Annotated in this window: 12 protein-coding genes; 3 read left to right on the forward strand and 9 right to left on the reverse strand. The window is 49.0% G+C overall.

All coding sequences use genetic code 11. The features are described from left to right. The first annotated feature begins 12 nt into the window (after positions 1-12). On the forward strand, positions 13-1329 hold the full coding sequence (locus tag EKM75_RS00370; RefSeq protein WP_125691066.1) for a sensor histidine kinase: 1317 nt from the start codon (positions 13-15) through the stop codon (positions 1327-1329). A 4-nt stretch (positions 1330-1333) separates the two neighbouring features. Continuing rightward, positions 1334-2668, forward strand: a complete 1335-nt coding sequence (locus EKM75_RS00375; RefSeq protein WP_125691068.1) for a signal transduction protein — start codon at positions 1334-1336, stop codon at positions 2666-2668. A gap of 1052 nt (positions 2669-3720) precedes the next feature. On the opposite strand, the gene EKM75_RS00380 is transcribed toward EKM75_RS00375, so the two are convergent. The 4 genes from EKM75_RS00380 to EKM75_RS00395 all read right to left on the reverse strand — a co-directional run bounded on the left by EKM75_RS00380 (position 3721) and on the right by EKM75_RS00395 (position 7704). After that, positions 3721-4611: an RluA family pseudouridine synthase gene (locus EKM75_RS00380; RefSeq protein ID WP_125691070.1), complete on the reverse strand. Its 891-nt coding sequence runs from the start codon at positions 4609-4611 to the stop codon at positions 3721-3723. A 646-nt stretch (positions 4612-5257) separates the two neighbouring features. Then, entirely contained in the window at positions 5258-5704 is a 447-nt protein-coding gene (locus tag EKM75_RS00385) for a universal stress protein (RefSeq protein ID WP_125682454.1), read from the reverse strand. Positions 5705-5958: 254 nt separating this feature from the next. Beyond that, positions 5959-6933 carry a cation diffusion facilitator family transporter gene (locus EKM75_RS00390; RefSeq protein ID WP_125691072.1) on the reverse strand — a complete coding sequence of 325 codons (975 nt, stop codon included), beginning with the start codon at positions 6931-6933 and terminating at the stop codon, positions 5959-5961. 21 nt (positions 6934-6954) lie between these two features. Beyond that, a complete protein-coding gene (locus EKM75_RS00395; RefSeq protein ID WP_125691074.1) occupies positions 6955-7704 on the reverse strand; it encodes a CPBP family intramembrane glutamic endopeptidase in 750 nt (249 codons plus the stop codon). Positions 7705-8042: 338 nt separating this feature from the next. Here EKM75_RS00395 and EKM75_RS00400 point away from each other — a divergent pair, with 338 nt between their 5' ends. Then, a complete protein-coding gene (locus tag EKM75_RS00400) occupies positions 8043-8861 on the forward strand; it encodes a hypothetical protein (RefSeq protein WP_125691076.1) in 819 nt (272 codons plus the stop codon). Positions 8862-9433: 572 nt separating this feature from the next. On the opposite strand, the gene EKM75_RS00405 is transcribed toward EKM75_RS00400, so the two are convergent. The 5 genes from EKM75_RS00405 to EKM75_RS00425 all read right to left on the reverse strand — a co-directional run bounded on the left by EKM75_RS00405 (position 9434) and on the right by EKM75_RS00425 (position 15244). Beyond that, positions 9434-11254, reverse strand: coding sequence for an oligopeptide ABC transporter substrate-binding protein (locus EKM75_RS00405; RefSeq protein ID WP_125691078.1), 1821 nt, complete (start codon positions 11252-11254; stop codon positions 9434-9436). 86 nt (positions 11255-11340) lie between these two features. After that, complete coding sequence (locus EKM75_RS00410) at positions 11341-12291, reverse strand: ABC transporter permease (RefSeq protein WP_125691081.1); 951 nt, start codon at positions 12289-12291, stop codon at positions 11341-11343. 12 nt (positions 12292-12303) lie between these two features. Further along, on the reverse strand, positions 12304-13263 hold the full coding sequence (locus EKM75_RS00415) for an ABC transporter permease (protein WP_125691083.1): 960 nt from the start codon (positions 13261-13263) through the stop codon (positions 12304-12306). Next, positions 13263-14237, reverse strand: coding sequence for an ATP-binding cassette domain-containing protein (locus tag EKM75_RS00420; RefSeq protein WP_125691085.1), 975 nt, complete (start codon positions 14235-14237; stop codon positions 13263-13265). Before EKM75_RS00420 ends, EKM75_RS00415 begins: the two co-directional genes overlap by 1 nt. Continuing rightward, positions 14234-15244 (reverse strand): ABC transporter ATP-binding protein, encoded by a 1011-nt coding sequence (locus tag EKM75_RS00425; RefSeq protein ID WP_225426613.1) that lies wholly within the window; start codon positions 15242-15244, stop codon positions 14234-14236. Before EKM75_RS00425 ends, EKM75_RS00420 begins: the two co-directional genes overlap by 4 nt. Positions 15245-15623: the final 379 nt, after the last annotated feature.

Here is a 15623-nt window from a genome sequence, read left to right on the forward strand (position 1 = left end):
GAGGGTGACACGATGCACATCTTTGATACACACTTTTGGATAAATTTTGTGTTGGCCATGACTATGCAGTGGTTTTGGACGCTGTGGATTGGGGTCATTCGTCCACGTAACTGGAAATTACCACTGAAATGGGTGGGGTGGGCGTTGATTCCGGCCGTCATTGGGACCTCCTGGTCGTTGGCGATTCCCCCCGTCTCCGCTTTACTTTACTTAAATCATCATCGACCGAAGATGTCACTGATATTTGTTAATGCGACGATTGTGATTTATCTGGTGGTCGTGTTAGTTAATGATGTGGTTCGTGCAGTAACCATTGAATTATTTGGTTTTGTGACCAGTCAGACGGCCCCGTTGATTGCTGGCCGACTGGTTTTTCAGGTCATCATCTACACGCTCTGTTCGTTGGCGGTTTCGGGGATGCGGATTCAACCCGGGAACCTGGAGGAATTGGCGTTTAGTCGCAAGGAACAGTGGACGGTCATGGCGTTGCTAGCGAGCATGAGTGTCTTGGCACAGTTGTCGACGGTAATCATTCACCGGCTGGCAATTACCCACGCGATGATGACCTTTGCGCTGAGTATTGAACTCATCATGATTCTGTTGATCAGCGCGAGTCTATTCTTCTTTTTACAGAGTTTCTTTTACCGGCAACGCGTTAAGTCGGGCTATCAGGAGTTACTATTGCGGTCGCGTTATGACCGGCGAATCTCTGATCAGGTCCGGGCTATTCGTCAGTTTAAACAACAGTACCAAAAGCAGATGCTGCGGTTGGGTGATTACTTGGATGCGGAAGACTATGATGGGCTAACGGCCTACTTTCAAACGTTGGACTCACGCTGGCATGCGACCAGTCACGTGACTGATCTGGAAGAGGATGGGTTACAACGACTGAGTGATCCACCGTTAAAGAGTTTGTTGTTTCAAAAAATTCTGGCGGCTCAGGCTAAGGGCCGTGATTTACGCTTGGAGATTCCCGATGAGGTTCGAACCTTTCCCATAGATAGTCTCCTGTTAATTCGTATCGTGGGAATTTTGCTGGATAATGCGTTGGAATCGGCGCCTGTTGCGGGTCAACGAGACATTTACTTTGCGATTCTGACGTATCCCGGGTCTATCGAAATTTCCGTGGCCAACCCCGTTTCACAGGACGAACCACCGCAGATCAATCGGTTCTTGACGACTGGATACACGACGAAGGGCCACGGCCACGGCCAAGGATTGAAAACTGTCCAAGAAATTGTCATGCAGACCGACAATGCGTCCCTGCAGATTGCGTTGAAGCGCGGGATGCTGTACTTTACGCTGATTCTAACCAAGGAAGGCGGGTGAGAACGTGATTCAGGTCAGTGCGTTGAGTTTTTCACTATCAGAGTTTTCATTGGTCTTTTGGTTTGTTTACTGTCAATACTACTGGTTTCCCCAATTACGGTTTAAAAAGAACTTTTCGTTGTACTGTGCACTGGTTGCTGCGGGTTACACGTTGATTGATTTTATTAATCCGTTTACCTTTCACAGTTCGTTGTTGGGAGCCCTTTCCGTGGTTATTATGTTGGGCGTCGAGCTGAGCTTGATTGGTTATCAACGGAAATGGGCGTACCTCCCCGCGTTTATTGAAGTTTCCATTTTGGCGTACTTATTAATTGAATTTGTTGATATGGTAGTTATTGTGGCCACGATTTATCTGACGAACATGCGGTTTGCTACCAGTCTGTGGGGGACGCTGTCTGAAATAGCGATTGATAACATTATCTTTGTATTGATTATTATGGGCCTTTGGATGACCCGAGCTCCCATGGAAAATTTGATTGAATCCATGATCGGTCGTTCGATTGAGTACATGTTTTTGACGTTTATGGCGACTTTGGCGGTCGTGTACATTTTGTTTGAGTACTCCTTACAGATGCTCCAGCGGTCAGATCAGTACCTGATTTTTTTAGCTGGAATTGCTGGGACACTGCTAGTGGGCCTATCTTTGAGTACCTACATGTTGATGCAGACCCACCTGCAAGAGGAACATACGCAACTGCAACGGCAGCAACAAGCCTTTAGAGAACAGTATACGACCGAGTTGAACCGGCAAATGAGCGTGGTGAAGAAGTTTAGCCATGACTATCAGAACATGTTGTTGGGGCTGGGGGGCTACTTGGAAGATCAGGACTACGAGGGGTTCCGTCAGCTATATATCGATATTCGCTCTGGTTGGGCGACCAGTAATGCGGCCGAATTGACCATTGATGATTTGGAAAATGTGCCGGGCACTAGTCTGCGCTTTCGGCTATATCACAATTACCTGTTAGCTAGACGTGAGGGCGTTCAACTCTTCGTGAAAGTTTCAGACCCCTTGACGGCAACCGTTGCCGCGCTTAAGCAAATGGGAGCAGTGATCGATGAGCTGACACCAAAAATGCTACCAGTCATTAAACAGGTTCCACCAGCCATGATTACGTTGGAGTTGAGTGAAACGCCACGATTGCTGCGATTACAGCTGACATTTCCCAGTCCGCCGAACGCACGAGTTGACGGCCACAACCGAATTGTCTCAGATTTAGGTGCATTAGATTTTTCTAATGCATTAGGAATGCTTCCCGAACAAGGAGCCAGCACATTACAGCTAAAATTCCACTGGGGCCAGCTGATTGTGACCTTGCCGAAGGGTTCTGGGCAATAGACCGGGGCTTGGAGTATTCACAAAGTCCGGATGATGCATAGTTTATAGTTCGCTACCATCAGTTGTAAATTATTTACTGAAAACGCTTGCAATCTTGTACCCATCTGATATACTAAGACTTGTAATACCAATCAATCTGTCAGGGAAGTTGTAAAATAAAGTGATTTTATAAGTTCCCGACTTTGTGAAATAACTCTCATTTAAAAGATAAGAGTTATCTTTGCAGCACGATTAGTTTTCATTAACTGAACGTGTTTGAATTGCTCAATAACTACATATTGAGATTAATAACTGAATTCGAGTGAACAGCGTTTTCCTGACTACAAACTGTGATGATGTTGAATGCTCTAATGATGTTAGTGGGAGTCGGAGAGTGGTTACTCCGACTTTTTTTGTGTCTGAAATTAGTTTTCAAGTATGACTGATGTCGTGCTCCGCCTCCGGCTGGCAGGGCGGGTGTCTGCTGTGGGGAACGCTTGCAGCCAAAGTACAGGCTTCCGGCTCGACTTGAAGCCTCGGAAGTTCGCCGAGTTTCCAAGCTTGTCCCGTGGTGTAGACTCGGAAATTCACCGGGTTAACGCCACCGACACGGCTGCCGCCCGCCCTGCCAACCTGCGGCTACGATTGTGGATAAGTTGAAATTGCTTTTTGGAAAGAGCTGGGGGAACAACAAGGTGATGGGGTAGGTTTCACTAGAAATAGTTGCAACGTACAATGATATTTTAGAATTGCCACTTATAGGATAGTTGCTCATTGCATGTATAATCTTGGGTTACTAACAACTGAAGGTTAAGTAAACATTAGTATCTAAAAAGGCGCATGCCGCTAGGGGATTGAGACCCAGCGGCACGCGCCTTTTTTTACACAATATTCAGTAAATTCAAAATTCCCCAGACCAATAAGCTGGCTAGTAAAACTAATAGGATAAGGATTGCCCATTTTTGTGGCCAACGCATCATATCCCCCCTAAGCCATTCAACTGACTCAAGTATACGAGATAAAGATGATTAACGGTTACAATCGTCTAAATCGTAGAAAAATTGACGATTACGCTAATTCGTGTGAAACGTGGCAAAATCAGCGGGTACGGGCGCCGTCACGGTGGTTAAGGGGCCATCTAGTGTCCATGGCTGAGGAAAGTCCAAACGCCAACAGTGTAGCCGTAAACGGTCCTGACTGGGTTCTGCGTAAAGGGGATCGCCAACTAGTGGATGTCTGGCGTTAGCCAAGTGGACCCGGAGTTGATGGGTCCGGCCAGTTTCTAGCCACAATTTGACTAGCGTGGCGCCGGGCTGGTGGTCGACGGCTTCGTAGTGGGTCACGGCGGGTTGAGCATGGACACCATTGACTAGGCGTTTGCGCTTGTCATTGGGATCACGACCGATGGGACCGGTAAACGTGCCCTGCCCCTGTAAAGTCCCACGAACCCAAGCCAAGTAGGTCCGCTGAACGCGTTTTTCAGCAATATTGCGTACCATCACAGGGACTACTGCGGGAGTCTTGGTCATCAAAAGAGCGCCAGTTGTTTCCTGGTCGAGGCGACTTAGAATGTAAGGACCTGGTTCGTTGGGCCCCAAGTAGGCGGCTACGTGATTCAGTGTGGTGCCACGTTCTGCTGGCTGATTGGGGTGTGTCTTACTGCCCCGTGTTTTGTTGATAACGAGCAGGTCGGCTGTTTCGTAGAGCACGCTGACGGTGGCCGCACTGTCAGGCAGCACATCTGGGAAGGGTTCCTTGAAATCAGTGGGAACAAAGGTGAGTTGGACGGTTTCACCAGCGTAAACGAGTTGATTCATGGTTCGGTAGCTGCCGTTAACTAACACACGCTGGTGAATTCGTAGGTCGTGGACGAGGTGACTAGGGAGTAACCAGGCCGTCAATAATGCTCTGAGCGGCATGGGTGCTTGTGTTGCGGGGATAGTCTGGGTATAGGTCCATTGCATGGTGGCGCTCCTTTCCGTGACAGGGGAATTCCTGGTCACAAGCTGGTGGGTAATTGAACGTTGAAAGCTTTTAAAGATTGATAGCTTTCCGCCTTACCGGCCGCCAGATATGGGCTGGAACGGTGCGGACACAACTTGAAGCCTCGAAAGCCCCGAGTCTCCAAGCTTGGTCTTCTACTAAGTCAGTAGGAAACCCGCCTACTAACTAAGCAGAACGACGCGCCTGAGCCCATATCTGGCGACCTCTCGGCTTACGCTGGATTTTTCCGAAGGTTAAAATTTCAGTTAGTTTTTTAAGAGTTGCATAAATAAATCGGTCAGTGTTTATCATGTTAAACCGCAATCAGAGTCGGAGGAGACCAGGGATGTAGCCGGCCGTGACGGTGGTGTTAACTGGTGTTTTGTGCCAGTTTACAGCACGGGCGACTTTGGAGACACGGGGCCTTCGTGGCTTCAAATCGAGCGAGAAGCCCGTTCTTTGGCTGAAGCGTCCCCACGGCAGGCGGAATCCCTGGACTCCGGAGTGCAGCCAATGCTTGCTAGTCCTGGTTTGAAGCACCCAATGTATCATTCAACCTTTAGTGGGCAACAAAAAGAGTTTGGAACAATTGTCCCAAACCCTCACATTAACTTTATCTAGAATCGTTTATTCTGGCTTAACGATCAGCACGTCGCAGATAGCGGAACGGCTAACGTAGTTGGTAACTGAGCCAACCATCAACCGTTCAACGGCCGTTAAACCGGTTGAACCGATGATAATCAGTTCCGTCTTGTGGTCAGCTGGGAATTCACGCGCAATGACGGGCTTTGGGTTCCCAAAACGAACGTGAATGCTGACGTCAGGGACGCCGGCGTCGATAGCTTGCTGCTTCAAGGCATCGAGACGATCTTGGACGTCTTGAGAAAGCTTGTAAATGACGTCACCACTGACGGCACCACCATAGGTATCACTAAACTGGTTAACTTCCAGTACGTTTAAAATATCAAGATGAGTGTTGTTACGCTTAGCAACTTCAATCGCTTTGTCTAAGACTGGTTGGGTTGCTTTAGAACCATCAACTGGAACCAGAATGTTCTTGTATTGTTGTAACATATGCAATGCCACCCCTTCACGATGCATCTTATACTTTACCTATACTATATCATTTATTCCCCAGCATGTAAGCACTTAATTCAACGGTGAACATTGAAAAAATGTGAAAAGGCCGCCATTTAGGGCGTTCCTTGATTTCAAAAATTCAGTGGAAATATTCATAGTTTGGATGAATAAATAAATATACCGGTTTTGTTCCGCCGGTTTTGGCAAATTTGGATACAGAGTGGGTGGTCAAATGGCTAGCAATCAAGTTACTCAGTGGTCGTTTCAGTTCCTGGCATGACCATGAGGGCGGTCTCGGCGACCCCGTATTTTTGGGCCATCAGCGTGTTCATGGTCTGGGTCAACTGGTAAATGGTGGCGGCAGTCATTTGAGGGTCAACGGCAATGGTCACGCTGACCATCACTAAATTACCGTCATAGTAAGCTTTGAGAAAAATAATGCGTTGGACTTGGGGGAGCTGTCCAATCGTCTGACAATACTGTTGTTCCAATTTGGGGTCAAAGTAGTCGACCAGTTTAAGACTGCAATTCCGAAATATCTGAATCCCCGTGTAGAGGATGTAAATTCCCAGAAGTAAACTGGCCAGGCCGTCGATCCAGGTCCAATGTAGCCAGCCAACGCCCAGGATGGTTAGCACGGTCACAAGGCTAGTGAGCGCATCCGTATAGGTGTCCTGAGCGGCCGCAGTCAACGCGGTATTTTGGAGACGCTGGGCCCAGCGGTGATTGGACCGCCATAGAAGTAGGAGCACGCCACTGGAGATGAGAGCGGCAATGCCAGCGGTGTTGGGTTGCAAGTGATAACTAGGGTGCAGAATCAGTGTTCTGCTGGCCTTGTAGATAATGTCGGCGGCAATGATGACCATGACTAGGCCGGCCGTTAACGTATAGAGGGTTTCGAAACGAAAGCGTGATTGTTGGGTGCGAGGGCCGACGTGCTCCTGTTCAGTGGCAGCAATGGGAGCGCCCCAGAGGTCGTCATCCCTGGTTTTACTGGCAATGTAAAGACCAGTCATGAGCAGGCTAGTCGAAAAGATACCGGATAAGTTGTTGAACGCATCTGCCCGGAGAACCTGTGAATGACTCCAAGTGGCGGCGAGGTCCTCCACCAAAAACAGGCCTAAGTAGGTGGCCACGTTTTCCCACAGGTGTCCGTAGGCTAGTCGTAGGTCGTGGACCACGGCGTGTTGCACGCGATTCCAATCATTAGCGGATTGATTCATCTCATCACCTCCAACTAGTTGTTAGGCCAAGTGGAATTTCTGCTGGATATCAAAGCGTTCTTCTGGACGGAGCAACCAAGCGGTCGTGATAAGTGCAATCACTAGTTCACTGCCGCTGACGGCTACCTGGATACCGTAGTGAATGGGACCTGGGCTAGAGAGGGAGCCAGACGCCGCCAGAATCAAAAAATCGTTTAGAAAGTGCCCCGCGATTGGCCACCAGAGGCTGTCGGTTCGTAGGTAAACTGCGGCGAATAGGAGGCCAATCGCCAAGGCGCTAGTGGCTTGGAATCCCGTTAATAGCAGTGATTGGTGGGTGAGATTCAGGAGGTGACTTAGACTGAAGAGCAGGCTGCTAACAAAGGTGATGGTCAGTAAATGGCGGGCTCCCCAGATGCGTAAGAGGCCACCCAACACGATGCCACGAAAGAAGATTTCTTCATACGCGGCAATGCAGATGGCCGGTGCAATTGCCTGTATCACTTGGTGATTGGGAAGTGGTCCCACGGTCGAAACGCCCATCAAAATTAAGAGCACGTAGATGACTGGAACGGCACTCACCCAGAGTTGATGCCAAAAAGTAAAGGGTGACTTGAACTTGAGCGGGGCGTGGATAATGGTGTGGTTGATAACCAATATGATGAGCAACAGGGTTAGGTCGGTGACCAGGATGCGGTTAACAAGGGATAGTGGTAAGTGGCCAGTCGGCAGCATGAGTGCCAGCATGAATAACCAGAAGAGCCCAATGATTCCGGTTTTACGAAGTTTCATACTAATTCCCCCTCGATGACCATCATTCTAATCGCAAAGGACTTAAACCGTTGCGTGAATGGCTATAAAACGAGGGGTAATGATGGTCACGTGACAAACGATTATGGGGGTATTAGAAAATAAATTTACGGCTAATCGGTGATCCTTTGGGAGGACTCGGTTAGGCATAGTGTCTATGCCGATGGGGCAGGATTATTTGGTATAAGTGCCTTTATTTCGGGTGGTTAGCGGCTGTCAGAACGTTTGTCAAGGGTGTTATTAGCGGGTATAGTACGACGTAACTACGGGACGCTCTGAGGAGAACTGCCTGCAGAATTAGGCAAAAATGGGGCGGCAATATGAAACCAATTATTCAGGGGCTCTTGATTTTGGCAGTGGCAATTGGTGCTTGGATTGGGGGCAGTCGTCTGGCTTGGGCGAATAGCCAGTATTCTGCGGCACGGTCACGGTCAGTGCGGTTAGTTTGGCGCCGAAGCATGGGCCGACACGCGCTAGTGGCAACCCAAGGCGCGCGTTATTCACGACACTTAGGTGTTCGGTATAGCAATAATGACGTGACGCTCAACGTCGTTTGGTACACGGATGCTCATGAAAAGTTGTATGAAAAGGGTAAGCATAAAAATGCGATTTACTATCATGTTAAAAGCGCTGATGGAACGCTGAGTGGCTGGATTTGGCGGGGATATTTAAAACCGGCTGCCAAACATTCAGCCAGCACAGCCACTGGACCAGTGACGGTTGATAATCTGGACTGGAGTAAGACGCGGGTTTCTAAGCGAGAAGCCAAGCTGATGCAATTGTTCCCCGGAACCACCTATGATGCGAGCGTCTTTCAAGCTGCAGATACGATATTGACGGTCGATGATGCGCCAGATGTTGCTGATGCAATGACCGAGATGGGCACCCAAAAGTTCTTGGATTTTTATAAGGTAAGCTATCAGCAATTTAAGCGGATTAATTTTGTGGCGAAGGATCCGGATAGTGCCACCAGTATTGCACAGGGCTTGACAGCGGCGGGATATAATCAAACCACACGTCAGCAATTTGCCGGTTGGCATATCGGCGGGAGTCTAATTGGACCAGATGATGGCAATGACGACAATATTTTAGAGGGCACCGTTCCTGGAGAGGGTTACCTCATATTGGTGAAGAAATAACGGCATTAGATATTGCAAAATAAATATTCAATTGTTGGGATGTTGACCATTTTTAGGGCAATTAACGGATGGTGTGCCGAGAAGTGGGGAATCGAATAGGCAGTTGAAAAACAAGCTTATTAATTTTAGCGTTTTTTCCGCGAGGTGACGGGGTTGGCAAGGCCTGGACCTTCCGGTATAGTACGAGTTACCCACCTAAAGAGATTCACTTCCTTCCAAACAAAAAGCCGACGAATCAGAAACGATTCGTCGGCTTTAGTGGGTTTTCACTGAAGATTTTAAGCAATGGTATGGCCGCCTTGCCGGTTGTCAGTTATGGGCTGGAACGGTGCGGGCACAACTTGAAGCCTCAAAAACCCTGAGTCTTCAAGCTTGGCCTTATTCTAAGCTAGCGGGAAATCACCGCTAACTAAGAATAACGACGCGCCTGAGCCCATATCTGACAACCTCACGGCTAGCATTGTTAAACATCTTCAGTCGTCGGTGGTATAGGCGGGATGAGCATATTCAGTTGATATTCAGTGCCATGACTTTATTCAAGGAACTTGGATATTCATGTCAGTGACGTTCAGCTAGTCCAAACTGTTAGACGTTAATGACAAGTTGCTCCAGAATTCAGAGTTGCCATTGCTAATGTCGTAGCCCTTGACCCGGTGGTTAACGGGAGCCCAAGTGTAGTTGAATGCCCTTGGAACGACGTAAGCCTCTTCGTTCATGTATTCTTGCCATTCCTTGAAGATCTTAGTCCGGTAAGTGTCGTTCCAGGACTTCGAGTTGTTCATTTCACTGATCAACTTGTCGTTCTTGGTTTCAACAAAGTGGCTGAAGTTAAAGGTTGCGGACTGTCCGTACAACGTGGTTGGTGTTGGTTCGGAGGACAGGCTGAAGTTCGCGTCAAAGATATCCATCTTGTCTTGCTTTGGTTGTTGCAAGAGGTTGTAGAAACTGTTCATTTCCATCGTCTTGCCAGTGGCTAACTTAACGTTCAAACCAACCTTGTGCCATTGCTGCAGGTAGTCTTGATATTCAGCAGCTTGGACGGATGTTTCAGTCATGGCACCGAAGTAGATAGTCAATGGTTTGCCGTTTGGTTGGACCCGCCACTTGCCCTTCTTCTTGTAGCCGGCTTCGTCCAGTAACTTGTTGGCCTTGCTCAGGTTGTAAGGGTAGCCCTTAGCTGAGGAATCCCAGTACTTTGCGAAGATTGGTGGAATCAGCGAGTTAGCCCGCCAAGTAATGCCATTACCGAACTTCTTGTTGACGGCATCGAGGTTCAGGGCGTACATCATGGCTTGCCGAAGGTTCTTGTTGGCCATTTTGCTCTTTGGGTTCATGACATTTTTGCCGGCCTTGGTATCAAATTGTCCCACATTGAAACCGAAGTAGCCGTAACCCAGCTCTGGTTGGCCAACTGGCGTGTAATTCTTTAAGTTCTTCAGTTCCTTGTAGTCGGTCCCACGCATGACCCCAGCGGGTGAGGTAAAGTCGTATTTACCAGATTGAATCGCCTTGTCGATGTTGTTCGGGGAGACCACAGTGATGGTGATGTGTTGAATTTGAGGTGTCTTGCCATAGTAGTATTTGTTAGGTGACCAGGATGTTGATTCACCTTCAACGACCTTGTCTAGCTTGTAAGGACCCGTGAAGAGGGGATCCTTCCGAATCTGAGCGGAAGCAGCTAGTTTAGCAATTGGCACATTCTTGATGTACTCGTAAGGTTCTACGGCACCCCAGATGAAGGTGTTGCCAATGTATTTCATACTTGGTGACATCTTATCAAAATGAATGACGGCTACCTTACCGGTTGGGCCATCTGGGAAGGTGATCCCAGGAATAGTCTTAGCGGTGCCGGCGTGGTACGCGGCCATGCCCTTAATGGCGTTGAAGTCGGATGAGTACTGCTGTGAAGTCGTGTTCTTATTACCGATAACTTCGTAGGCGTATTCGATGTCCTTAGCGGTGACGGGCATGCCGTTGGACCACTTGCCATCTTTACGAATGGTGATGGTGGCGGTCTTATCCTTTAGATTCAGCCGTTGATTGGCCAGCCCACCGTCAACAATCTTAAAGTCTTTGTCGTAGTTGAAAAGGCCATCGATATTACCAGGTTGGTTACCGCCAGGAGCGAAGACGTCGGTATCCTCAGCGTTGGTAATCAGGGATGGATCTGTCAAACCTTGGAATGGAGCACTGTTGGGTTCAGCAATCTTTAAAGTGCTGTTTTTCGTGGCCGATTGATCGGTAGCCTTAGAATTATGATAGATTTCAGCCAGGTTGATAGATGAACCGACCTCACCCGAACTGTTGGAACTCGAACTCTTTTTGGAACAGGCGGCCAATCCAATTACGGCTAGCAACGCCATGGTAGACAGGACGATTTTATTTTTCTTCATGTCAAAGTTTCCCCCTCGAAGTAAACTCCTCACATTGGTGACACAGGTTAAATGAAGTAGGCACCATCTCCTTAAATGATGATGAATTAGTCCGCAGTTCCTTGCCGTTGAGAAGCATCGGCGGCCCGACGAAGGACTTGGCCGATGTAGCTGATAGCTAAACACAGGATGATGATTTCGAGCGCGGCGGGCAACCAGGTCCACCAGTACTGCGTAATATTATTGGGATCGTTGGCGTTAGCAATCATGGTCCCCAGCGAGGGTGTTTGGCTCGGTAGACCGAATCCCAAGTAGGATAGTCCCGTTTCAACCCCGATATTTTCAGCGAATGATAATGTCGTGTCCACGATAATCAGTGACGAAATATTGGGCATGATGTCGCGGAAAATAATTTTCCACCGGTTAGTTCCGGAAGTCAGGGATGCAGCGGCATAGTCCTTGCCAGACTCCGCCAAGGTCCGTGAGCGAATCAAACGCGACGTGCCTTCCCAGTAAAAGATGGAGAAAATTAAGGTTAGGGTGACGGCGTTGTAGTGCGGGATGATGGTGACCAAGACGATGATCATCATAGTCATTGGCAGCATCATCATGAAGTCGTAGACCCGTTGCATCCCCCAGTCAACGTATCCGCTGAAGTATCCGGAAATCAGGCCCCAGCAGATGCCAAACGTCGATGAAATAACGGTTAGCCCTAATGCGATACCAATGGAATTTCGTGAGCCAACAATTAGTTCCAGGAGGATGGAACGACCGCCAGCATCCGCTCCCAACGGAAAGCCAGCAGTCAGTGGGCGATTAAAGTAGTTCACGATATTCGTCTCCATCATTTTGGGTGTGTCGATGAATAGGGCGCCTACCATGACGAAGAGAATAAAACCAACGACGACAAAGAGTGAAATCAACGCCGGTCGGTCCGCTTTGAACTCATTCCAGATAATACGGGCGGTGGAGGGCGTTGCTTCGGCCTGTGCTTCGCGAGTCAACCGATCCAGGTCGGCGGCCGAGATATTTGAGTGTTGTGCAAAATTTTCAGCCATAGAACCGCCCCCTTAGTCGATACGAATCCGTGGATCAACCAGGCTGAGAATGATATCCGAAAGTAATGTTCCCAGTAAGTTCAGAATGCCGTAAATTAGGACCAACGCTGTGATTACCGTGTAGTCCCGGTAGATAATGGAGTTCACGAAGAGCAACCCCATACCCGGGTAGGAGAAGACTGTCTCCGTAAAGATAGAGCCGTTGAGCAATCCGGTGATGGAATAGCCAGCAAATGCGGCAATCGGTAGGAGAGAGTTGCGGAAAATATGGTGCCGATAGATATCCTTGCTAGGAACACCCTTTGATTGGGCAGTTCGTACGTAGTCGGAATGCTTGGCATCGATGACCTCAGAACGGAGGTATTGCACGATATTGACGGTCCCAAACAACGCGCCGAGGAGGCCGGGCAACAGAATGTGGGTTAAATGCGATCCAATGGTTTGTGCCCAGCCATTGGCATTTGGTGAAATGGACCCGGTCGTTGGGAACCAACCCAGAATGTAGCCGAAGACCCAGATACCAATGACTAAGATGACGAAGAAGGGAATGCAGTAGGTCACGTAGGTGTAGACCCGAATGACCGTATCAGGGAGTTGCCCTTCGTGTCGCCCAGCGAAGACGCCCATGGGTAATGCCATGGCGTAGGTTAAAATCATCGTGAAAAGGGCCAACCAGAGGGTGTTGCCTGCCCGTCCGGCAATTAAGCGGGAGACGGGTTCTTGGTACTGGTAGCTGTTACCTAAGTTACCGTGAAATAAGTGGACGACCCAGTGCCAATATTGCTGGTACCAGGGATCGTACAAGCCGTTGAGCTTCATCAAGTGATGAATTTGTTCGGGATCCGCTTTGGGATTGATGGATCCCGTAAAAGGGTCACCAGGCATCGCCTTAGCTAGTAAGAAAACCAGAATACTAAGGATGATAACTTCGGGAATCATAATTAAGAGGCGACGAAGAATTGTTTTCCACATTAGTCCTGCGCCTCACTTTCTTGAGCCAGTAGTTGGTGGGCGAGTTCTGGGGGCAGCGCGACCGAGTGGGTCGGACTGACCTGAACGAGTGGGTAAGCTTCCCCAGTGTCGTCGTAGTAATCGTGCCGGTTGGATTGGTAGATTTGTTCAACCTTCTGCCGCATGGCCCGGTGAGCAGCCCGTTCACTGACATTGACGTCCGGGATAGCGGCTAGTAGGCGTTTGGTGTAGATGTGCAGGGGATGATTGTAAATGTCATCGCGAGTGCCTACTTCGACCAGTCGGCCGCGGTTCATGATGGCAATGTTGGTACACATATGCCGGACGACGCCAAGATCATGCGAGATAAACAGGTAGGAGATGCCAAAGTCCCGTTGAATCTTCTTCATGAAGTTCAGGACTTGTGCCTGGACGGAAAGGTCTAGGGCGGAAACGGGTTCATCGGCGATGATGAGTTTAGGATTGGTTGCCACGGCGCGGGCGACCCCGATTCGTTGTCGTTGCCCTCCAGAGAATTGATGAGGATATTTGTACAGCGCGTCGGCATCTAGCCCGACAATGTCTAAGAGCTGCAAAACTCGCAGCTTTTCTTGATCCTTAGTGAGGTGTTCAAAGTTACGTAAGGGTTCCGCGATGATGTCCTCAATGCGTTTGCGGGGGTTCAGGCTGGATAGCGAGTCTTGAAAAATCATCTGAACGTCGCGGTTGTAGTCTAAAAGCTGGCGATTACGCCGCTGCGTAATGTCCTTTCCCTGATACAGGATGGAGCCGCTGGTGACCTTCTCGAGACCAACCACAGATTTCCCGGTGGTTGATTTTCCCGAACCAGATTCACCGACGAGACCGTAAGTTTCGCCAGCCTCAATATTAAAAGTGATGCCATCCACGGCTTTGACAGAATCCGTCACTCGATTCCAGAATCCCGACCGGATGGGGTAGTGGACTTTTAGATCCTTGATTTCAATTAAGCTCATACCGTGACGCCTCCCTCGTCCGGAAACTGAAAGGTTTGATAACACGTGCACCGCACCCAGTGGCCAGGAACCACCTCGTGCATCTGCGGATCGGCCTCATGGGCACTGGCAGGAACCCAGGGAATTCGGGGCGCAAAGCGGTCACCCTTGGTGGGCATCTTTTGCAGGGATGGCACGTTGCCTTTGATGACGTAAAGGTCATCTTGTTGATTGTCGAGCTGTGGCATGGAGCGCAAGAGCGAGCGCGTATACGGATGCTCAGGAGTGTCAAAGATTTGTTTGGCCGACCCCTTTTCAACAATCTGGCCGGCATACATCACAGCCACCTGGTCAGCCGTTTCGGCGACGACACCTAGGTCGTGGGTGATGAGGATAATGCCGGCGTGATTTTCGCGCTGGATGTCACGCAGGACGTCTAGAATTTGAGCCTGAATCGTGACATCTAGGGCAGTCGTGGGTTCATCGGCAATAATCAGATCTGGCTTGCAGGCAATCGCGATGGCAATGATGACGCGCTGACGCATCCCACCTGATAATTCATGGGGGTACTGACGGGCCGTACGCTGAGGGTTAACGATCCCAACTTGGTTCAGTAGCTCCAGGACGCGGTCGTGCTTAGCCGCCTTAGAGAGGCTCGTATGGTAGGTCATGACTTCACTGATTTGATCTTCGATTCGTTTCAATGGGTTTAGCGCGGAGAGGGGATCTTGAAAAATCATCCCAATCTTGGCGCCCCGAAATCGGTTGTAGCCGGCGTCATCAAGCTGGAGAAGGTCAGTGTCTTCAAAGTCGATCTCGCCGGTGATGTGTGTTTCACTCGGATCATGGAGGCCCATGATGGTCGTGGCCAGCGTACTCTTACCGCAGCCTGATTCTCCCACGATAGCCAAAATTTCATCATGATGGACTTCAAGATTAATGTGAGAGATGGCGTCGTAGTACTGACCGTTGATTTTAAACGCTGTGCTGACATCTTTGATTCTTAGAAAATTATTGGCAGTCTCCACGAAAATCCCTCCCCAGAATTGATGGTCGGTCAGCCTCAGTCGATCGACTACGGAAATGTATAAATTTACGATAACTTGCACCCACATCTTGGGCGACTGAAAGCTTGCAGCGATTGGTCGCTTAGAAAAAATAAAGCTATGGAAATTGGGACCAGAATCCTTGATAAGCTTCAATGGCGCAATCATCGCAGATAACGCCGTTGATGGTAAAATTTTCGGCTTAAAAGTGGTTGGTTGGATAACGGGCTTGCCAAACTAATGGTTGAGGACCGACATTTATACAAGCTCTTGAAATAATATACATAACCAGGAACTAATGAAAATTGGGTGAGGAAATTTAGTTACGGCTACTAACGAACCAACTGAATGTGTTATGATA

Origin of the sequence: Levilactobacillus tongjiangensis, assembly GCF_003946345.1 — a bacterium.
In the GTDB taxonomy this organism is placed as follows: domain Bacteria; phylum Bacillota; class Bacilli; order Lactobacillales; family Lactobacillaceae; genus Levilactobacillus; species Levilactobacillus tongjiangensis.